This is a genomic window from Haematobacter genomosp. 1 (genome assembly GCF_002196855.1).
Classification (GTDB): domain Bacteria; phylum Pseudomonadota; class Alphaproteobacteria; order Rhodobacterales; family Rhodobacteraceae; genus Haematobacter.
In genome coordinates, this window is sequence record NZ_NIPW01000038.1 from 1 (window position 1) to 19,747 (window position 19,747).

15 protein-coding genes, 1 tRNA gene, 3 pseudogenes and 2 riboswitches are annotated in these 19,747 nt (G+C 64.2%); of the genes and pseudogenes, 4 read left to right on the plus strand and 15 right to left on the minus strand.

Features of this window, described 5'->3' with window-relative positions; translation table 11 throughout:
• Positions 1–518: 518 nt before the first annotated feature.
• Positions 519–731 (minus strand): annotated as a pseudogene (locus CDV49_RS16695) (transposase); the annotation flags it as partial.
• A 60-nt stretch (positions 732–791) separates the two neighbouring features.
• On the opposite strand from CDV49_RS16695, the pseudogene CDV49_RS20300 reads away from it, so the two are divergent.
• A pseudogene (locus CDV49_RS20300) lies at positions 792–908 on the plus strand (IS5/IS1182 family transposase); the annotation flags it as partial.
• Positions 909–1,070: 162 nt separating this feature from the next.
• Entirely contained in the window at positions 1,071–1,511 is a 441-nt protein-coding gene (locus CDV49_RS16705) for a hypothetical protein (RefSeq protein ID WP_218821997.1), read from the plus strand.
• A gap of 192 nt (positions 1,512–1,703) precedes the next feature.
• On the opposite strand, the pseudogene CDV49_RS16710 reads toward CDV49_RS16705, so the two are convergent.
• The 9 genes and pseudogenes from CDV49_RS16710 to CDV49_RS16750 form a co-directional block, all read right to left on the minus strand.
• Positions 1,704–2,230, minus strand: a pseudogene (locus tag CDV49_RS16710) (IS5 family transposase); the annotation flags it as partial.
• A 24-nt stretch (positions 2,231–2,254) separates the two neighbouring features.
• The gene (locus tag CDV49_RS16715) at positions 2,255–3,406 is read right to left on the minus strand and encodes a Fic family protein (RefSeq protein WP_218821998.1); all 1,152 of its coding nucleotides are present in this window, start codon (positions 3,404–3,406) and stop codon (positions 2,255–2,257) included.
• A gap of 532 nt (positions 3,407–3,938) precedes the next feature.
• Positions 3,939–4,014, minus strand: a tRNA-Ala gene (locus CDV49_RS16720).
• A 144-nt stretch (positions 4,015–4,158) separates the two neighbouring features.
• Positions 4,159–6,996: an aminomethyl-transferring glycine dehydrogenase gene (gene gcvP, locus CDV49_RS16725; RefSeq protein WP_088216543.1), complete on the minus strand. Its 2,838-nt coding sequence runs from the start codon at positions 6,994–6,996 to the stop codon at positions 4,159–4,161.
• A gap of 18 nt (positions 6,997–7,014) precedes the next feature.
• Positions 7,015–7,362 (minus strand): VOC family protein, encoded by a 348-nt coding sequence (locus tag CDV49_RS16730; protein WP_088216544.1) that lies wholly within the window; start codon positions 7,360–7,362, stop codon positions 7,015–7,017.
• On the minus strand, positions 7,359–7,718 hold the full coding sequence (gene gcvH, locus CDV49_RS16735; protein WP_088216577.1) for a glycine cleavage system protein GcvH: 360 nt from the start codon (positions 7,716–7,718) through the stop codon (positions 7,359–7,361). The genes CDV49_RS16730 and gcvH overlap by 4 nt, the downstream gene beginning before the upstream one ends.
• Positions 7,719–7,748: 30 nt before the next feature.
• Complete coding sequence (gcvT, locus tag CDV49_RS16740) at positions 7,749–8,864, minus strand: glycine cleavage system aminomethyltransferase GcvT (protein WP_088216545.1); 1,116 nt, start codon at positions 8,862–8,864, stop codon at positions 7,749–7,751.
• A gap of 69 nt (positions 8,865–8,933) precedes the next feature.
• Positions 8,934–8,996: riboswitch (glycine riboswitch) on the minus strand.
• Positions 8,997–8,999: 3 nt separating this feature from the next.
• Positions 9,000–9,088: riboswitch (glycine riboswitch) on the minus strand.
• A gap of 128 nt (positions 9,089–9,216) precedes the next feature.
• Positions 9,217–10,578 carry an ammonium transporter gene (locus tag CDV49_RS16745; RefSeq protein ID WP_088216546.1) on the minus strand — a complete coding sequence of 454 codons (1,362 nt, stop codon included), beginning with the start codon at positions 10,576–10,578 and terminating at the stop codon, positions 9,217–9,219.
• 28 nt (positions 10,579–10,606) lie between these two features.
• Entirely contained in the window at positions 10,607–10,945 is a 339-nt protein-coding gene (locus CDV49_RS16750; RefSeq protein WP_088216578.1) for a P-II family nitrogen regulator, read from the minus strand.
• A 296-nt stretch (positions 10,946–11,241) separates the two neighbouring features.
• On the opposite strand from CDV49_RS16750, the gene CDV49_RS16755 reads away from it, so the two are divergent.
• Complete coding sequence (locus CDV49_RS16755) at positions 11,242–13,449, plus strand: transglycosylase domain-containing protein (RefSeq protein ID WP_088216547.1); 2,208 nt, start codon at positions 11,242–11,244, stop codon at positions 13,447–13,449.
• A 290-nt stretch (positions 13,450–13,739) separates the two neighbouring features.
• Here the strand turns inward: CDV49_RS16755 and CDV49_RS16760 are convergent, their stop codons facing one another.
• From CDV49_RS16760 to CDV49_RS16780, 5 genes are all read right to left on the minus strand, one after another.
• Positions 13,740–14,312, minus strand: coding sequence for an MlaC/ttg2D family ABC transporter substrate-binding protein (locus CDV49_RS16760; protein ID WP_256947383.1), 573 nt, complete (start codon positions 14,310–14,312; stop codon positions 13,740–13,742).
• Positions 14,313–14,340: 28 nt separating this feature from the next.
• Positions 14,341–15,159: an MlaA family lipoprotein gene (locus CDV49_RS16765; protein ID WP_256947384.1), complete on the minus strand. Its 819-nt coding sequence runs from the start codon at positions 15,157–15,159 to the stop codon at positions 14,341–14,343.
• Positions 15,160–15,266: 107 nt separating this feature from the next.
• Positions 15,267–16,760, minus strand: coding sequence for a UdgX family uracil-DNA binding protein (locus CDV49_RS16770; RefSeq protein WP_088216549.1), 1,494 nt, complete (start codon positions 16,758–16,760; stop codon positions 15,267–15,269).
• Complete coding sequence (locus tag CDV49_RS16775; protein WP_088216550.1) at positions 16,760–17,944, minus strand: putative DNA modification/repair radical SAM protein; 1,185 nt, start codon at positions 17,942–17,944, stop codon at positions 16,760–16,762. Before CDV49_RS16775 ends, CDV49_RS16770 begins: the two co-directional genes overlap by 1 nt.
• A gap of 92 nt (positions 17,945–18,036) precedes the next feature.
• A complete protein-coding gene (locus CDV49_RS16780; protein ID WP_088216551.1) occupies positions 18,037–18,951 on the minus strand; it encodes a 2-hydroxyacid dehydrogenase in 915 nt (304 codons plus the stop codon).
• 168 nt (positions 18,952–19,119) lie between these two features.
• Between CDV49_RS16780 and CDV49_RS16785 the strand changes: the two genes are divergently transcribed.
• Entirely contained in the window at positions 19,120–19,743 is a 624-nt protein-coding gene (locus tag CDV49_RS16785) for an exopolysaccharide biosynthesis protein (RefSeq protein WP_088216552.1), read from the plus strand.
• Positions 19,744–19,747 lie beyond the last annotated feature (4 nt).

Consider the following 19,747-nt stretch of genomic DNA (forward strand, 5'->3'; position numbering starts at 1 on the left):
CGGCGGCGCAGGGCAGCATTGTAGTCGGGCCAGTTCGTCGTGCGATAGCGGGGAGAGGAAGGCTTCGGCATGGCCCGAACCTAACACTCAGGATTCACGACGTGAATCCGCCTCACCGATAAGTGCAACAATGCCCGTTCCAGGGAAAGACGGCGGCAGGGCTAGGCTCCACCGTCACCCACATCGCCGTTGAAATTCCCCGAGCAAATCGCCATGCTCGACCTGGGGGTTGTCTTCCAAACCGTAACCTGACTCCGGTCAGCAATCGAGGCTTCGTATGAAACCTAGCCCCGTCATCCCTACCCCCTGATCGTCAGGCAAAATGCGCCGTTTTCTTGGACGAGGTGGTAGGATTAGCCGCAATCAGGCTTGGTCAGTCTGGGTCATCAAGCTGGACGGCGAAATTTCCGAACTGCTGGTCGCGACCAGCACAGTAGATGCGGATAAAAGTGCTATTGTAGGAAACTGAAATCCCCGGTGCGGTGCCGGAACCGCGTTTTGACGCAGCCTCAGCCCATTGCGGCCGGTCGCCTTTCCTTGAGCCTGCCGAACATGCTCTCGATCCGGTTGCGCCGCTTGTAGCGGCGCTTGTCATACTTGACTGGCGTCCTGCGCTGATTTCGGCCGGGGATGCAGGCGCGTATCCCCTTGTCCTGCAACACTTCCCGGAACCAGTCCGCGTCATAGCCGCGATCCCCGAGCAACCATTTGACCTTTGGCAGGCTGCTGACTCTGTTGCACAAATCCTGCGAGGGATTCACCGTGAGAATCCAGCGTGGTAGCTGGAGGTGATGAGCAGACCGACACCCCCTACCTACAAGACCAAGAACTGGCCGGCCTACAACAAAGCGCTGAAGCGCCCAGGCTCTCTGACGATCTGGTTCGATCCCGCCATGACCTGGGAGGCCAAGTACCACTCAAGGTTCGCGTTCGCAGAATACGTGATAAAGTCCGGGAAATCCGCTTTTCGCATTGACGTGATTGAAGATCGGCATAGTTGCTTCAGATAAAGTATCGCCAGCTGCACATACAGCATTGAGACTGTTACCTGGAGGAAAGTATGCAACGACGTGTTGTATTTTCGTTCATATCACCTGCGATTTGATGAATTTCATGATCGAGAAAAAGGAAACAGCATGCTTGCCTGGAAATTCATTCCCTTGGGTGTCTGTCTGGGACTATTGAACGGCTGCGGTGCCGTGGACGAAATCGACAGGATAAACAAAGATTCGGACAGGTCGCAGTGCAATTCCTATGGATTTGTTCAGGGAACCAATGCATTTGCCGAGTGTATGATGCGCATGGACCGGCAGAGGGAGCGGCAGCTCTCAGGTGTCGATGATCGCTCCTACCGCCGCTCGGATCGGGATCGGGATCGGGATCGCGGCAGAGGCGATGCCATTGACACTCGCCCGCAATTCGATTCCGATGGTAATCCGAACTTCGATACCCAAGGTAATTATATCGGGTGCCACGGCATAGGATGCGTGGTTGATAATCCGGATTCTTGAGGAAAGAGGGACTTTCCGCCTTCAACGCGCATTTTCCATCCCCTATCGTTGATCTTCGGCGATACTTGGCAAGTCGGTGCCGCATCGTGGTGAAACGCTTTTCCGACTGAAGTCCCCGAGGTTTGATTATCTCACCCAAATGCCGGATTTTTTGCTAACCACGGGGAGACCTGACCTTAGGTGTTTAGGTCGTGTTGACAAATGGCGGAGCCAGAGCCTGATGCAGGCGATGTCGATGAAGCCGAGGAAACTGTCTGCGGTTTTGTCGTAGCGGGTTGCCAGCCGGCGGCTGTTTTTCAGTTTGTTGAAGCAGCGCTCGACCATGTTGCGCAGGGTGTAGATGGTCATGTCGACAGCCTTGCGCACCCTTCGGTTCTTTCGCATCGGTATCATGGGCAGGGCGTTGCGGCTCTCGATGTCTTCCCGAATTTTATCAGAGTCATAGCCCCTGTCGGCGACCAGAACTGCTGGCTGCGGCAGGTTGTCGGCCATCACCATATCATAGCCCGTGTAATCGGAATCTTGCCCGGAGGTGATCTCGGTCCTCATCGGGAGGCCAACGCCGTTGACGCGGAGTTGGATCTTGGTCGAGAACCCACCTCTTGAACGGCCAAGAGCCTCTTTCGGAGTCCCCCTTTTGCACCCGCCGCATGATGATGGGCGCGTATCACGGTACTGTCGACCATCTGAAGGTTGCAGGGGGCAATCCCGGCGTGGTTGGCCGTCGGATTACATGATTTATTCTAGTCGCTGAACAAAAGCACATATGGGTCATACCGAAAGATGCGGTTTCGCTTGTTCCCCGTAATTTCATTGACCAAGCCAAGGTCCATCAGCTTTTCCGTTAGCGTATTCGCCGCCTGCGATGAAAGGCCAAGGAGTTGCTGGACCGTTGCAACGTTGAAAATCGGCCGTCTATACATGGATTCCAACATTTTGAGGCCGTTAGCTGCGCCTTTACCTAAGTTGTCGATCAGCGTTTGGCGGTGCGCCTCGCGCATCTGAACAATCTTGCGCGCGGTGTCACTTGCTTCGTTCGCTACTTCTGCCACACCAGCGAGGAAGAACTTCAGCCATTCTTCCCAGGCACCCTTATCCCGTACCGCCTGCAAAAGGTCGTAATACTGCGCCCTATGTCGTTTGAGATAATGAGACAGGTAGAGGACGGGTTTGATTAGGGCTTCTCGTTCACAAAGGCAAAACGTGATGAGCAAGCGACCCATCCGACCGTTGCCATCCAGAAACGGGTGCAAGGTTTCGAAGTGAGCGTGTATCAGCCCTAGGCGGATCAAAAGAGGTAAATCATCAGACGCGTGTAGGTAGGTTTCGAAAGCCCCGAGAAGGGTCGGAAGCTCTGATGGTGGCGGTGGGATGAATGTCGCACTGTTCAGAGTCGCGCCCGCATGTCCTATCCAGTTTTGCGACCTTCTAAACTCGCCCGGCATCGCGTGCTGCCCGCGCACCCCTGTCATCAGGTGGGTGTGGATCTCGCGGATAAGTCGAAGTGAGAGCGGTAGCTGGCCCAACCTTTCTAGGCCGAAGTTGATGGCGGCCACGTAATTCAGGATTTCTTCCGTATCATCCGGCCGGAGGGGGTCAAATATCTGCGCCTCAACCTCCAAGACATCACTCAGAGAGGCTTGGGTACCCTCTATCTGGGACGATAGGACCGCCTCCTTCCGTACGTACATGAACACGAAAAGCTCGGAGTTCGGCAGGGCTTCAATCGACCCGTCCAGTCTACCCAGCGCCCGATCCGCTTTGGAGAGCAGCGTGCGAAGCTCATCGTCGAAGACGACAGGTGGGGATGGCGGAAGATTATTGGGTATAAATGCCCGGTATCCCTCAATCTGTTGTATGTAGGTTCCGGTTCGATCCAAGATGTAGAGCCTCACAAAGGGATATGCCTTTTCTTGATCAAGCTTACGGAATCACAGCCTCGAATCAAGCTCCATAATCAACTATTACTTGATTATAGGGGGGTTGACGGCAAGATGGGTAACTTTGCTTGACTAGCAAGGCGACCGCATACTTCCCCCGTCAGCGCCACTCCTATCCTAGCCGCGACTTCTCCGCTTTCGGGGCACTGCTTCGAGGCCCTCATAGGCGCGGCAAGGGGTCGATGAGGGCAAGGAGGTATTTCGTGACGCAGAACGCTACACTTGGCGAGGGCGCTGGGAATCTCCCCCAGGCGACCGATACCCAGCGCCATACCCGTGCCTCTCGCACCACAGGTTTTTTCGTCTGATTGAAATTGCGGTCTACGGAGCTTCGTGCCAGCCGGGACTAAGTTATGGCCCCGGCAGAAGTCTCACACGGTATCGTGAAATGTCAGAGCATCTCGCGCGCGATGTGGGGTAAGGTGTGGGATGCGTCGAATGCGGTGCCTAAAAATGCCAGCATTATCAAACGACTATATAAGAGTTTTGGTGGAGCAGAGGGGGATCGAACCCCTGACCTCGTCATTGCGAACGACGCGCTCTCCCAACTGAGCTACTGCCCCTCACCGTGGTGGGCTTTTGGACCATGTGAGAGAGAGTGTCAAGCGAGCGCTGCGGATTTTCCGCGCCGATCGACGTTCGCCGCGGCAGCCGGACTGGCGGGGGCTCGCTGCCCCCGTCAGTCCGACTCCTTCAAACGGGCTCCGTCATTCGGCCGCTTCGGCATAGGCCTCCATCGGCGGGCATATGCAGATCAGGTTGCGGTCGCCCCAGACGTTGTCCACCCGTCCCACGGGCGGCCAGTATTTGTCTTCGCGGAAGGAGCCGGGCGGGAAACAGCCTTGCTCCCGCGCGTATTTCCGATCCCAGTCGGCCACGAGGTCATTCACCGTATGCGGCGCGAAGCGGAGTGGGCTTTCGGAAGCCAGAAGCTCTCCACGCTCCACTGCGGCGATCTCCTCGCGGATGGCCAGCAGCGCAGCGATGAACCGGTCCAGCTCCGCCTGCGTCTCCGATTCGGTCGGCTCCACCATGAGCGTTCCGGGCACCGGGAACGACATCGTCGGGGCGTGGAAGCCGTTGTCGACCAGCCGCTTGGCAATGTCGTCCACCGTGACGCCCGCTTCCGCGAACGGGCGGGTATCGAGGATGCACTCATGCGCCACCCGGCCCGCGCGCCCCTTGTAGAGAACCTCATAGGCCCCTTTCAGCCGCGCGGCGATGTAGTTGGCGTTCAGGATCGCCACGCGGGTCGCCTGCGTCAGCCCGGCCCCGCCCATCAGCAGGCAGTAGGCCCAGGAGATGAGCAGGATGGAGGCCGAGCCGAAGGGCGCGGCGGAGACTGCCCCCTCCTCTCCCGTCTGCGGATCGGTGGGCAGGAAGGGCGCGAGATGCGCCTTCACGCCGATCGGCCCCATGCCCGGTCCACCGCCGCCATGCGGGATCGCAAAGGTCTTGTGCAGGTTCAGGTGGCTCACGTCGCCGCCGATCTCGCCCGGCTTCACGAGGCCCACCATCGCGTTCATGTTGGCGCCGTCGATATAGACCTGCCCGCCGTGCTCATGGGTGATGGCGCAGATCTCGCGCACCGTCTCCTCGAAAACGCCGTGGGTGGAGGGGTAGGTGATCATGACCGCGGCAAGGTTCCCGCCCGCCGCGGCGGCTTTCGCGCGGAAATCCTCCACGTCGATGTCGCCGTCCGGCATTGCCTTCACCGGCACGACCTTCATGCCCACCATCTGCGCCGAGGCCGGGTTGGTGCCATGGGCGGAGACCGGGATCAGGCAGATGTTGCGATGCCCCTCCCCCCGCGACCGGTGATAGGCGGCGATGGTCAGCAGCCCGGCATATTCCCCCTGCGCGCCGGAGTTCGGCTGCATGGAGAAGGCGTCATAGCCGGTGATCGTGCAGAGTTTCTGCGACAGGTCGGCAACCACTTCCGCATAGCCCTGCGCCTGATCCAGCGGTGCAAAGGGATGCAGCGTGTTGAAGGCGGGCCAGGTGATCGGCATCATCTCGGCCGCCGCGTTCAGCTTCATCGTGCAGGAGCCAAGCGGGATCATCGCCCGGTCCAGCGCCAGATCACGGTCCGACAGACGGCGCATGTAGCGCATCATCTCGGATTCCGCCCGGTTCATCTGGAACACCGGGTGGGTCAGATAGTCGGACTGCCGGATCAGCGCGTCGGGGAAGCCGGTGCTGTCCGCCTCCGGCGCCTCGCCCTCGATCCCGAAGGCCTTCAGCAGCCGGCCCAGCACCTCCTCATCCGCAATCTCGTCCATGGAGATGCCGACGCGGTCGGTGCCCACCTTGCGCAGGTTGATGCCCTGCTGAACCGCTGCGGCCAGAATGCCGGCCTGCCCCACGCCCACCTCCACGGTGATCGTGTCGAAAAACGCCTCGGGCCGCACGGGAAGCCCCGCCGCCTTCAGCGCCGCGGCCAGCCGCACGGTGCGGAAGTGGATGCGTTCGGCAATGGCGCGTAGGCCCTTCGGCCCGTGGAACACCGCGTAGAAAGACGCCATCACCGCCAGCAGCGCCTGCGCCGTGCAGACGTTGGAGGTCGCCTTCTCCCGCCGGATATGCTGCTCACGCGTCTGCAGCGCGAGCCGGTAGGCCCGGTTGCCGCGCGCATCGACGGAGACACCGACGATCCGGCCCGGCATGTTGCGCTTGAACTCGTCCCGGCAGGACATGAACGCGGCATGCGGGCCGCCATAGCCCATCGGCACGCCGAACCGCTGGGCGGAGCCGACGGCGATATCCGCTCCCATCGCCCCCGGCTCCTTCAGCATGGTCAGCGCAAGCAGGTCGGTCGCCACCACCGCCAGCGCCTTGGCGCCGTGCAGCGCGGCGATCAGGTCGGTGAAATCCCGCACGTCGCCATGGGTGCCGGGATACTGGAAGATCGCGCCGAACACCGATGCCGGATCCAGCGTCTCCGGCGCGCCCCTGACGATCTCGATACCGAGGGGGGCGGCCCGCGTCTCGATGACCGCGAGGGTCTGCGGGTGCAGGTTCTCATCGACGAAGAACGCCGTGGCCTTGGACTTCGCGCTCCGCTGGGCCATCGTCATGGCTTCGGCGGCGGCAGTTGCCTCGTCGAGCAGCGAGGCATTGGCCACCGGCAGCCCGGTCAGGTCCGACACCATCGTCTGGAAATTCAGCAGCGCCTCCAGCCGCCCCTGCGCGATCTCCGGCTGGTAGGGGGTGTAGGCGGTGTACCACGCCGGGTTTTCGAGGATATTCCGCTGGATCGCGGGCGGCGTCACCGTGCCGTAGTAGCCCTGCCCGATCAGGCTGACCATCACCCGGTTCTTCGCGGCGACATCGGTGAGCTTCTGGAGCAGCTTGTGCTCCGCCAGCGGCGCCCAGTCGAGCGGCTCCGGCTGCCGGATGGAGGCGGGTATCGTCTGGTCGATCAGCTCGTCCAGCGACGCGACACCGACAGCGGCCAGCATCTCCTCCATCTCGGCGGGCGAAGGCCCGATATGGCGGCGGTTGGCAAAGTCGTAGGGGTCGTAATCGGTGCGCTTGTAGGTCATGGCTCCCACTCCCGGGCGTCAGGCATGGCTCAGAACGTTGACGAGATTGCCCGCCGGATCGCGAAGAAAGAACCGGCGGACGCCCCATGGCTCGACCATGGGACCGTATTCGATGGCTGCGCCCTGCGATGTCGCACGGTCCAGCACGCTGTCGAGATCATCGACCTCGATGGAGAGGGCGGGGAGCGGGGTGCCGCTGCCGCCCTCGGAGGCGAGGCTCATCTGGGTGGTGGATGCGTCCCCCGCAAGGGTGACGATGAAACCGTGATCCATCACCGGCTGAAGCCCGAACACCGCCTGATAGAAGGCGGCAAGGCGCTGCGGATCCGCCGAAGGCAAATTCGGCACGATCCGCAGGACGGTCACGAGATGAAGTCCTTGTAGGCGTCCTCATCCATGAAGTCTTCGATCAGGTCGATCGAATCGAGCTTCATCTTGAAGAACCATGCCGCCCCCTGCGCGTCGTCGTTGACGAGGGCGGGATTCTCGGACAGCACGGTGTTCACCTCCACGATCTCGCCCTCTAGGGGGGCGAGGATGTCGGAGGCGGCCTTCACGCTCTCGATCACCACAACCTCGTCGCTCTGGGCGACCATGGTGCCGGGCTCCGGCAGTTCCACGAAGACCACGTCGCCCAACTGCTCGGCGGCATAGTCCGTGATTCCGACCACGACGAGGTCACCCTCGACGCGGAGCCATTCATGTTCTTCCGTAAACCGGATCGTTCCGTTGGCGACGCTCATTTTCCCTCGCTAGCGTTTGTAAGTGGCGGGACGGAAAGGCATGTCGGTGACGGTGGCGGCCAGACGCCGCCCCCGCACCTCGCCCCAGACAGTCGTGCCGGAGGCGGAGAGTTCCATGGGAAGATAGCCCATCGACATCGGTCGCGCGATACTCGGCCCGAAACCGCCCGACGTGACTTCTCCCACGGGATCACCGCCCGTTTCGACGGCGTAAAGGGCCGTGCCCTCCCGCATGGGGGCGCGCCCCTCCGGCAGCAGGCCCACGCGCCGCCGGGCGGCGCCGGTTTCCAGCTCTCCCAGAATACGCGGCGCGCCGGGGAAGCCGCCCGCGCGGGCGCCTCCCGTGCGGCGCACCTTTTGCGTCGCCCATTCCAGCGCGCCCTCCACGGGCGTCGTCGTGGTGTCGATGTCATGCCCGTAAAGGCACAGGCCCGCCTCCAGCCGCAGGCTGTCGCGCGCACCGAGACCGATGGGCAGCACCTCCTCCATGGCGAGGAGGGCCTCCGCCAGTGCCACGGCCTTCGCCTCCGGCACGGAGATCTCGAACCCGTCCTCACCCGTATAGCCGGAGCGGGAGATCCACAGATCCGCCCCCTCCCACGCATGGGTGGCGACATCCATGAAGCGCATGTCCGTCACACCGGGGACCAGCCGGGCGAGCGCGGCCTCCGCCTGCGGCCCCTGCAGGGCGAGCAGCGCGCGGTCGGTCAGCGGCTCCACCGTCAGGCGGCCACGGAGGGCGCGCTGCATATGGGCGATATCGTCGTCCTTGCAGGCGGCGTTCACCACGACGAACAGATGGTCGCCCCGGTTCGCTACCATCAGATCGTCCAGAATCCCGCCGTCATCGTTCGTGAAAAGCGCGTAGCGCTGGCGCCCTTCCTTCAGCCCGAGGATATCGACGGGAACCAGCGTCTCCAGCGCCTCCGCCGCGCCGTCACCGCGCAGAATCACCTGCCCCATGTGGCTGACGTCGAACAGGCCCGCGGCTTCGCGCGTATGGAGGTGTTCCTTCATCACGCCGGCAGGATACTGCACGGGCATGTCGTAGCCCGCGAAGGGCACCATCTTTGCGCCGAGGCGCAGATGCAGATCGTGAAGGACCGTTTGCTTCAGCCCGGTCATCGCAGTCTCCCCGTCTCGCCGGAAAGACCCGGCACCCTGGAACGGATTACCCCCGCCCGTAGGTGCCCCCTCTGTCCCTTGCGCCTGAGATCGTTATCCCTTCGGCGGACGCAGCTGCGCCTCTCTCCAGAGTCTTTTGCCAGAACGGTCCGTTCGCCTGAGAGTTTACCGGGGCGGTTGCTCCTTCGGCACCGGGATTTCACCGGTTCTCCCGATCCTGACAGGCCCGCTCTAGCCCGAGGCGGGTGTCTCTGGCAAGGGGCTTGGCGAAGGCCGCCTGCGCCCGATCCGCCAAAAGCCGAACGGGCGGGGTTTCCCCCGCCCGTCTGCATGATGTCGCGGCAGATGCCGATCAGTAGTGGTACGCGCTTTCGCCGTGCGAGGTCAGGTCGAGGCCCTGACGTTCCGCATCCGCCGTGACGCGCAGGCCGACGATCATGTCCACGATCTTGAAGAGGATGAAGGAGGCCACGCCGCACCACACGATGGTCACGAGAACCGCCTTGATCTGAACCCAGACCTGCGCCCCCATCGTCACTCCTTCCGCATAGCCGATACCGCCGAGCGAGGAGGAGGCGAAGATGCCGGTGCCGATGGCGCCCACGATGCCGCCCACGCCATGGATGCCGAAGACATCAAGGCTGTCGTCATAGCCGAACTTGATCTTCACCACCGCGACGAAGAAGTAGCAGATCACGGAGGCGACCGCACCGAGAACGATCGCGCCGATCGGGCCGATGATGCCCGCCGCCGGGGTGACGGCGACCAGACCCGCCACCAGGCCGGAAGCCGCACCCAGCATGGACGCCTTGCCGCGGGCGAGCCCTTCGACGATGCACCAGGCAAGGATCGCCCCGGCCGTTGCCGTGAAGGTGTTGATCATCGCCAGCGCCGCGCCGCCGTTCGCCTCGAGGTTGGAGCCGGCGTTGAAACCGAACCAGCCGACCCACAGGATGGAGGCGCCGACCATGGTGAGCGTCATCGAATGCGGCGCCATCATGTCCTTGCCGTAGCCGATGCGCGGACCGATCACCAGCGCCCCGACGAGAGCCGCGATACCGGCGTTGATGTGCACGACCGTGCCGCCCGCGAAGTCGAGCGCGCCCCAGTTGAAGATCATGCCCGCCGAATCCCAGACCATATGGGCGATCGGGAAATAGACGATCGTGACCCAGAGCAGGATGAAGAGCATGAGCGCGGAGAACTTAATCCGCTCGGCGAAGGAGCCGATGATCAGCGCGGGCGTGATGCAGGCGAACGTCATCTGGAAGCAGATGAACACGTATTCCGGGATCACATAGTCATCCGAGAAGGTCGCGGCCATGCTGTCCATGTTCACGCCGGACAGGAACATCTTCGCCAGACCGCCCCAGTAGGGGCTGGTGGAGCCGCCGAAGGCCATGGAATAGCCGTAAACGACCCAGACCACGATCACCATCGCGGTGATGAGCGTACATTGCATGAGCACGGAGAGCATGTTCTTCGTGCGCACGAGACCGCCGTAGAACAGTGCGAGACCGGGCAGGATCATGAACAGCACGAGGATGGTCGAAACGAGCATCCACGCCACGTCGCCCTTGTCCATCGTCGGACCGGCTGCCTCCACCACCGTCTCTACGGCGGGTGCCGTGGCATCCTGCGCCCAGGCGAGAACCGGCGCGAGCGCCGTCAGCGCGGTCGCCGCTCCCCCCCAGAGAATGTTCCTCGATTTCATTTGCGAATACCTTTCTGTCCCGTCCGCGTTACAGCGCGTCGTCGTTGATTTCGCCCGTCCGCACCCGGACAGCCTGGGCCACGTCGAGAACGAAGATCTTGCCGTCGCCGATCTTGTCGGTTCGCGCGGTTCTCTGAATAGTCTCGACCACCTGATCGGCCAGCATGTCGCTTACGACGATCTCCAGCTTGATCTTCGGGACGAAGTTCACGGCATATTCGGCGCCCCGGTAGATCTCGGTATGACCCGATTGCGACCCGAAGCCCTTGATCTCGGTCACCATCATGCCGCGAACGCCAATGGACGTGAGCGCTTCGCGCACCTCCTCCAGCTTGAACGGCTTGATTGCTGCGATGATGAGTTTCACGTCCATACCCTTCCGTTAAGGGAGGCTTCTTGCGAGCCCACGGCGCTAGCAGGCGCATAAGCCCCCGTGCTGACAAGGCATTAGCTCACAAAAGCGTCATTCGCGTGAGGACAAGATGCCTGATTTTTGCACATTTGGGGCAGGTCGCATATTATTAAGGCAGTTTAAAAACTCGACTGTGATCGTCTGACTCTCCCCTTCCGCTTAAATTGCGCTATGCTGCGGCATCAAATCATCAGACCGGCCCGCTTCAGGCATCCAGCTCAGGCGCGAGGACGGCGACAGGCGAGCTGAGGATGAGCAATAACGGCCGGACCCGCCCCCCCCTGGTGGCGGATCGTCGATACCCAACCGGAAAAGCAGCCGGAAAACCGCAGCCCCGCAAGGCCGCCCCCGCGAAACCGCCTGCCAAGGCGCGGCGGAAGACTAGCAGCCGGCGGCGCGGCACCGGGGGCTCGGCCCTCCGCCGCATTCCAGTGATCGGCTTCTTCGTGGCGCTGTTTTCCGGGTTGTTCCGGCTGTCGCTTCGGGTGGTCTGGGGCGCTGCCTGGCGGCTCGGCATGGTTGGCGCCCTGATTCTGGGCGGCGCAATCTTCTATTTCTATTCCCAGCTTCCCGATGTCACCGCCCTGCTGGACGGCCGCAACCGCGGTTCCGTCACCATGCTGGACAAGGACGGCCGCCCCTTCGCCTGGCGGGGGGAAACCTTCGGGGGGGAGATCAGCGCCGAGCACATCTCGCCCAACCTGCGCAACGCGGTGATCGCGACGGAGGACAAGCGGTTCTACAGCCACTTCGGCATCTCTCCTCGCGGCATCCTTTCCGCGGTAGCGATCAACATACAGGCCGGACGCGGGCCGTTCGAGGGCAACGGCGGCTCCACCATCACGCAACAGGTCGCGAAACTGCTCTGCCTCGGCGTGCCCTACGATCCGAAGACATGGAAGAACGAGGCGGAATACGAGGCGGACTGCCGCGTCTCCTCCCTCGTGCGGAAGATCAAGGAAGTCCCCTACTCCATGGCCATGGAGGCCAAGTATACCAAGGACGAAATCCTCACGATCTACATCTCGCGCGCCTATCTCGGCGCGGGCACGCGGGGCTTCGAGGCCGCCGCCCAGCGGTATTTCGGCAAATCCGCCGCCGAGGTCACTCCGGCGGAGGCGGCGATGCTGGCCGGACTGCTGAAGGCACCGTCCTATTACGCACCGACCAACAACCTGTCCCGCTCGCAGGAACGGGCGAATGTCATCATCGGGCTGATGGCGGAGCAGGGCTATCTGACGGCCAAGCAGGCGCAGCAGGCGCAGGCGCAGCCCGCGCGCCTCTCCGACAGCGCGGCCCAGCAGGCGGGCGGCTACTTCGCCGACTGGGTGATGGAATCCGGTCCCTCGTTCCTGACCACGCAGACGATGGAGGACGTGGTCATCCGCACCACGCTTGATCCCCGGCTGCAACGCGCGGCCGAATCGGCGCTGACCGACGTGTTCGGGACAAAGGTGAAGGAAGGCTCCACGGCGCAGGCCGCCATCGTCGTCATGTCGGCGGATGGGGCGGTGCGGGCCATGGTCGGCGGACGCAAGAGCCAGGTCTCCGGCGCGTTCAACCGGGCGACGCAGGCGCTCCGCCAGACCGGCTCCTCCTTCAAGCCGTTCATCTATGCCACCGCACTCAATCAGGGGGCGCATTACAACGATTACGTGGTGGACGAGCCGCTGACGATCAATGTTCCCGGCTCCGGCCCCTGGTCGCCGCAGAACTATACCCGCGGCGAATACAAGGGGCGGGTCACGCTGACCCAGGCGTTGAAACTGTCGCTCAACATCCCGGCGGTGAAAATCTCCGAAGGCATGGGGCGGGACAACGTGCGCCGCACGGCGGAAGCCTTCGGCATCCGATCGGACATCGCCGCCGGTCCGGCCATGGCGCTCGGCACGTCCGAAGCCACGCTGCTGGAGATGACGGGCGCCTATGCCGGACTGCTGAACGGGGGAAGCCACGTGACGCCGTATGGCCTGGTCGATCTCACGCTCCGGGGCGATTCGTCGCCGCTGATCGGGCAGACCGGCGGGATCGGCAACCGGGTGATCTCGGAGCAGGCGTCGCGGGAGCTGATCTACATGATGAACCAGGTGATCGAGAGCGGCACGGGCACCCGCGCCCGCCTGCCGGGGCGGGAGGCCGCGGGCAAGACGGGCACCACCTCCGCCGCGCGGGATGCGTGGTTCATCGGCTTCACCGCGGATTACGTCGCGGGCGTCTGGATGGGCTATGACGACAACCGTCCGCTTTCGGGCGTGACGGGCGGCGGACTCCCGGCGGAAATCTGGCGCGAGGTGATGCTCCGCGTGCACGAGGGGCTTCCCGCCCGCCAGCTTCCGATGATCGTGCCCGCGCCGGAACCGCCCCCGCAGGTCGCCGAGGAACGGCGGGAGCAGCAGCGGCCCGGCAACCGGGTGGACGATTTCATCGGCAACATCCTCCAGTCGATTCTCGGCAACTGAAGGGCTGCTCCCGCCATCCGGCCCAAGGGCAATCAACCTTTGGTTGAGGAAGCCCTCTGGGTTGGAGCAGGAGCGGAAATCGCCTGCAATCCGGGAAATCCAGCCCGAAATCCACGCATGTCTGCCAGTTCCGGGCGGATTGCCCCAGATCCTGACACTCCAAGGCTTGTTCAGCAGCCTGTTGATGCGATGAGGCCATCGCTCCTCCGCTCCGCCGGAGCAGAACGCAAAAGGCCGGGGGTCATCGCCCCCGGCCCTTGGTTTTGGCATATATCGTCTTACGCCGGGCTTCAGCCCGCGCGTTGCAGCGCCGCCGTCAGACGCGCGACATCCCCGCCGTTCTGGTCGAGCATCGCCTGAATTTCCGTCCGCTCCGTCGCCAGCATGTTCACCCCCTCGATGATGAGGTTGAAGAACTTGTTGGCCCCGCTGCGATCGGACACCTGCCAGCGCACGTCGAACGGCTGCTGCCCGCGCAGGCGGGCAACCGAGGTCACCTCGAAGAAGCTGTTGACCTGCCGGGAGCCCGTCACCTCGATCTGCCCGCCGATGAAGTCGCGGAAGCGCTTGCCATATTTGCGCGCGATATAGCCCTGGAAAGCCTGGGTATAGGCGCGCATCTGGGCGGCAGACGTCTGCCGCGCCGCCGGGCCGAGGCAGCTTGCCGCGATGGTGGGCACGTCGGCATACTGGGAAAAGACGCGCTCGAACTCCTTGTACATCGCCTGCTCCGGCATGCCGGAGGAAATGATGCGGTTGATGTCGGCCACCAGCCGGTCGATCAGCGCGCGGGCCTCTCCCGTCGTGAGCGCGAGGGCGCGGCCGGCGGGCAGCGTGGCGACCAGCAGACCGGCACCGATCATCGTCAGCACGCTCCGGCGCGACGGCCCCTCAGCGGCCAAGAGCGGCATAGGGGTCGTAGGTGTCGGAATAGATGTCGTTCGTGCCGCTCGTCTGGGACGAAGTGCCGTAGAGGTCGTCGTAAGGGTCATAGGCATCAGCCTCCGATGATTGGTCTCCCCGCAGCTTGGCGCGCCGCGACTGCAGGTAAAGCAGTCGGGCCTGCGCATAGCTGTCGGCGCTGTCATATAGGATGGAGTCCACGAAATCCGAGTAAGCATATCGTGTTCCGAGCAGGCGCCCCACACGCGACACCGTCGCGATCTCGGGCACCGGGCTTTCCGCGAAAAGGCCGAGCGGGTTGCTGACCACATCGACGACCATACCGGCCACGTCGCGGTTGGTGGACGGGCCGAGGAACGGCAGTTCGACATAGTTGCCCTCCCGCATGCCCCAGACGTGCAGCGTCTCGCCGAAGTCGGTCTCGATCCGCGGCAGACCCATCGACGTCGCCGGATCGAGAAGGCCGAGCACACCGATGGTGGAGTTCACCACGAACCGCAGGCCGTTCTGGGCAAATGTCTGCGGGCGCCCCTGAAGCGCGCCGTTGATCGCCTCGCTCGGCAGGCCGAGGTTGGAGGACACGTTGGCCACACCGTCGCGGATCGGCGGCGGAACGATCGTGCCGTAAACCTCTGACGCGGGGCGGTAGAGCACCTTGTCCACACCGACGTTGAAGGAGTGGCGACGACGGTTGCCGTCTTCATGCGGGTCACTAATACCGGAGGGAATCGGGGCGGGGCCGCAGCCGGCGACAAGTGCCGTAAGAAGGGCAAGGGCGGCTACGCTCTTGGCGGTCTGGCGGATCACGGGCTTCTCCCTGAAGAACATGGCTTGCCGGAGGGCTCGGCCCGTGCCCGGATCGCCGGTCAGGGATAGGGCGTGCGGACACGGGACACAAGCGCGAATGCCCCCGCTCACGCCGCGTTCCGCAGGAAGTCGAGCGCTGCGACAAGATCGCTGCGGAATTCCCGCTCGGCCGCCAGCCGCGCCGCCGGCTCCGGCACACGCAGGAGATAGGAGGGGTGCCAGGTCAGCAGGAGCGGCGCGCCCGTCGTATCCCGTTCAAGCTTTCCACGCCGCTGCGTCAGCCCCTTGCCGTTTCCGGTCAGTGCTTCCGCCGCCGTGGTGCCCATCCCGACAATCAGCCGCGGGCGGAGCCTGGCACGCTCTATGTCGAGCCACCACCGGCAGGCCATGACCTCTCCGCCATTGGGGCGCTGGTGCAGGCGCCGCTTGCCGCGCGGCAGGAATTTGAAGTGCTTCACCGCGTTGGTGATCCATGCCCGCTCCCGCGACAGGCCGACCTCCTCCGCCACCCGGTCAAAGAGCTGGCCCGCGGGGCCGACGAAGGGGCGCCCCGCGAGATCCTCCTGATCGCCGGGTTGCTCGCCCACGATCATCAGTTCGGCATCCGCCGGTCCCTCGCCGAAGACGGTCTGCGTCGCATGATGGCACAGGTCGCAGCGCGTGCAGACCGCCGCCTGTCGCCGCGCCTCGGCCAGCGGCGGCAGTTCGCCCGGAGTTTCGGGGAGAGGCAGACCGCCCGATGTATCGGGCAGCGGCAGTTCGCCAGAAGCGGCAGGCTGCGGCAGGCGGCGCGCCGCCGCGAGCCGGACCGCGTGGGCAGGGGGGATCGTCGGCAGCGCGGCCCGCATCTGTGCCGCACGGCGGGGCGCATCGGCGATCATGCCGGGAATCAGCGATGTCTCCGGCAGGTTCTTCCAGTAACGGCGGGGCATTTCCGCGGTCATCGCCTTCACCTTCAGCCGCGCGGGGTTGAAGATGGAGACGAAATAGGTGTGCCACAGCGCCTCCGCCCCATCGGCGGGCAGGTCAGGTCGTGGCGAGGGGGGGCCGAATGTCAGCCGTTGCCCCTGCCAGAGCGCGGTCGTCTCCGGCGTGGCGATCAGGAAATCCATCTCCCTGTGCCGCTCGGCAAAGAAGGGCACCGCCCGCTCGGTGATGAAGTTGTGCGGCTCGAACCACGCGGCGAAACGGAGACGCCCGCCCTCCCCCGGCGGCAGGGCGCTGAACCGGAGGAACGCGTGCATCTTGTGGATGTCGCGCCGGACCGCCTTCTCCATGCGCCGCGCCCCGTCCACCAGCGGATCGGCACGATCACCCAGCAGCCCCGGCGCGTCCTGAAGGCGGAGAAGCAGGGCATAAAGCCGGTCATGCGCCGTGCCGTCCCGGTGACAGGAGACCGCCTCCGCCAGATCGAGAAACGCGCGCGGGACGCGGAGTTGCCGTTGCGGCGGTGGAAGCGGATGCTCCTGCCCCAGCAATCCCGGCGCGGCATCGCGGGTAAAGCTCACCTCTTCCGCCGGAATTCCTGCCCCCGCAAGCGCGCGCGCAGCCTCCCGCCAGACGGTGAAGGTGCCGAGGGCGGGCAGCACCACTTGCCGCATCAGAACAGCTCCAGCTGGCGGGGGGCGGGCAGAGGCGCCTCCGGGCGGCGCGTGGGCCTCCAGCCTTCCGCCGTGACGAAGGGCGCGGCCTTCCGCATCGCCGCGCCAAGCCGGAGCAGATGCTCGTAGCGCAGCCGCCGCTCCCGCCTGCTGGACAGGATGCGGTCCACCGTCTTGACGCCGAACCCCGGCACGCGGAGCAGCAATTCCCGCTCCGCCCGGTTCACATCCACCGGGAAACGATCCTGATTGGCAAGCGCCCAGGCCAGCTTCGGATCGCAGGCAAGATCGAGCATTCCCGTTTCCGGCGTCACCTCCTCCACCCCGAACCCGTAAAAGCGCAGCAGCCAGTCCGCCTGATACAGCCGGTGCTCCCGCATCAGCGGGGGACGGACGAGCGGCAGCCGCGACGAGGCATCCGGGATCGGCGAGAAGGCGGAGTAATACACCCGCGACAGGTCATAGGAGGAATAAAGCCGGGCGGCCTGCCCCAGAATGGCCGCGTCATCGGTTCCGTCCGCGCCGACGATCATCTGCGTGGATTGTCCGGCCGGGGCGAATCGCGGGGCGGAGGTGCCGCGATGGCTCACATCCCGCGCCGCCTCCCGTTCCAGACGCACCGCCCCCATGGCGCGGCGGATGCTGGCGGCATCCTTTTCCGGGGCGAGCTGGCGGAGACTCTCCTCCCGCGGCAGTTCGATGTTGATGGACACCCGGTCCGCGAACAATCCCGCCTGCCGCACCAGCTCCGGCGCTGCGTCGGGGATGGTTTTCAGATGGATATAGCCGCGGAAACCATGGGTCTGGCGCAGCTCCCGCGCCACCCTCACCATCTCTGCCATCGTCTCGTCGGGGGAGCGGATGATGCCGGAGGACAGGAACAGCCCCTCGACATAGTTCCGCCGGTAGAAATCGAGCGTGAGGCCCACGATCTCCTCGACCGTGAACCGTGCGCGCCGCACGTTGGAGGAGGCGCAATTCACGCAATAGACACAGTCATAGATACAGAAATTGGTCAGCAGCACCTTCAACAGAGAGATGCACCGCCCGTCCGGCGCATAGGCATGGCAGATGCCCATGCCCCCGCCGCCCGACCGGTCCGACCCGCTGGAAGCACAGGAGGCATCGTATTTCGCCGCGTCCGACAGGATCGCGAGCTTTTCGTTCAGGGTGAGTCGCGTCATTTGTTCATGATATGTTCACGAAACCCGACCCGCAATGTCACAGGACATGGCGCGGGCCAAAACCCGCGCCCACCAATCACACGATCAGACGATCAGACGATACGCGCATCCATGGGGCGGCCCGCGATATAATCCTCAAGGTTCGAGACGACCTTGCCCGCCATGCGGGTCCGCGTCTCCATCGTGGCGCTGGCGGCATGGGGGGTGAGCACGGTGCGGGGGGAGGCGACAAGGCCCGGATGCGGGCGCGGCTCATCCTCGAACACGTCAAGGCCCGCCCCGGCGATCCGGCCCGCGTCCAGCGCCGCGACCAGAGCTGCCTCATCCACCAGTTGCCCCCGCGCGATGTTCACGAGGAACCCGTCCGGGCCGATCCTGTCAAGCATCGCGGCATCGACGACGTGGAAGGTTTCCGCCGTGCCCGGCGCGGCCAGCACCAGCGTGTCGCACCAGTCAGCCAGCCCCGCCAGCGTGTCGAAGTAACGCTGCGGCGCGCCCCGCCTGCTGCGGTTGTGATAGCCCACCTCCATGCGGAAGGCCTCTGCCCGCCGGGCGATCTCCACCCCGATGTCGCCCATCCCGAAGATGCCGAGCTTCTTGCCCGCCATGGTATGGGTGAGCCAGACCTTGCCCTCCCGCGCCCAGCCGCCGTCGCGGGCAAAGCGGTCCTGCGGCAGAAGCTCCCGGTGCAGCGCGAGGGTGAGCATGAGCGCGCAATCGGCCACGTCGTCGTTCAGCGTGCCCCGCGTGGTGGCGACGATGATGCCGCGGCGCCTGCATTCCTCCAGATCGATCTTGTCGGCGCCCACGCCGAAGACAGAGATCATCTTCACATTGGGAAGCCGTGCCAGCACCTCCTCCGGCACCCCCTTTGCGGCAAAGGTCACCACTGCCTCCACCTCCGGCATCTCGGCGCCGGTATCGCGCACCAGCTCGGCGACGACGGCAAGATCCTCCTGCGGCTGGCCGGTGAGGGGCGAAAGCTGAAGTGTCACGGGTCTGGGCATGGTCTGTCTCGCGTGATGAGGGATGGTCACAGGGGTAGCGCCCGTCACAGCGGGTTTCCAGTACCGATGCACGCGGTTCTGCGCTGCAGCGACGCATTGCAAAAACGGGGCAGGACAGGCAGTCTGCACTCAGGCAGGAGATCCCCGCAGCAGATCAAGGAACACGGCATGCAGTTCAGCGACACCCCTCAGGATCTCGGCACGACGCTGCGCACGACGATCGGGCGCATCCAGGGCAAGACGATCACGCTCCGTGCGCTGATGGAGGATATGGGGGAACAGGGGCTGCTGCTGATCTGCGCCGTGGCCTCCCTGCCCTTCCTGATCCCGGTGTCGATCCCTGGCGTGTCCACCGTCTTCGGCGCGGCGATCATCCTCATTGCCATCGCGGTCACGCTGAACCGGATGCCGTGGCTTCCCCGGAAGGTGCTGGACCGCGAGATCGCGACAGAGAAGCTCAAACCCGCGCTGGAGCGGGGGGTAAACCTCGTGGAGCGGATCAACCGCTTCATCAGGCCGCGGTTTCAGGCGATGACGGAAGGGGGTCTCATCACGCGGATCAACGGTCTCGCCATCGCGTGGTCGGGCCTGCTGCTGATGGCGCCCTTTGGTTTCGTGCCGTTCTCCAACACGCTGCCGGGGATCGCAGTGCTGCTGCTGGCGCTCGGCATGATCCAGCGGGACGGGCTGGTGGTCATCGGCGGCTATGTGATGATGTTCGGAACCATGGTGTATTTCACCGTGTTGTTCTGGCTGGCATTCCGCGCGGGGCAACTGGCCTTCGGCGGCTGAGCCG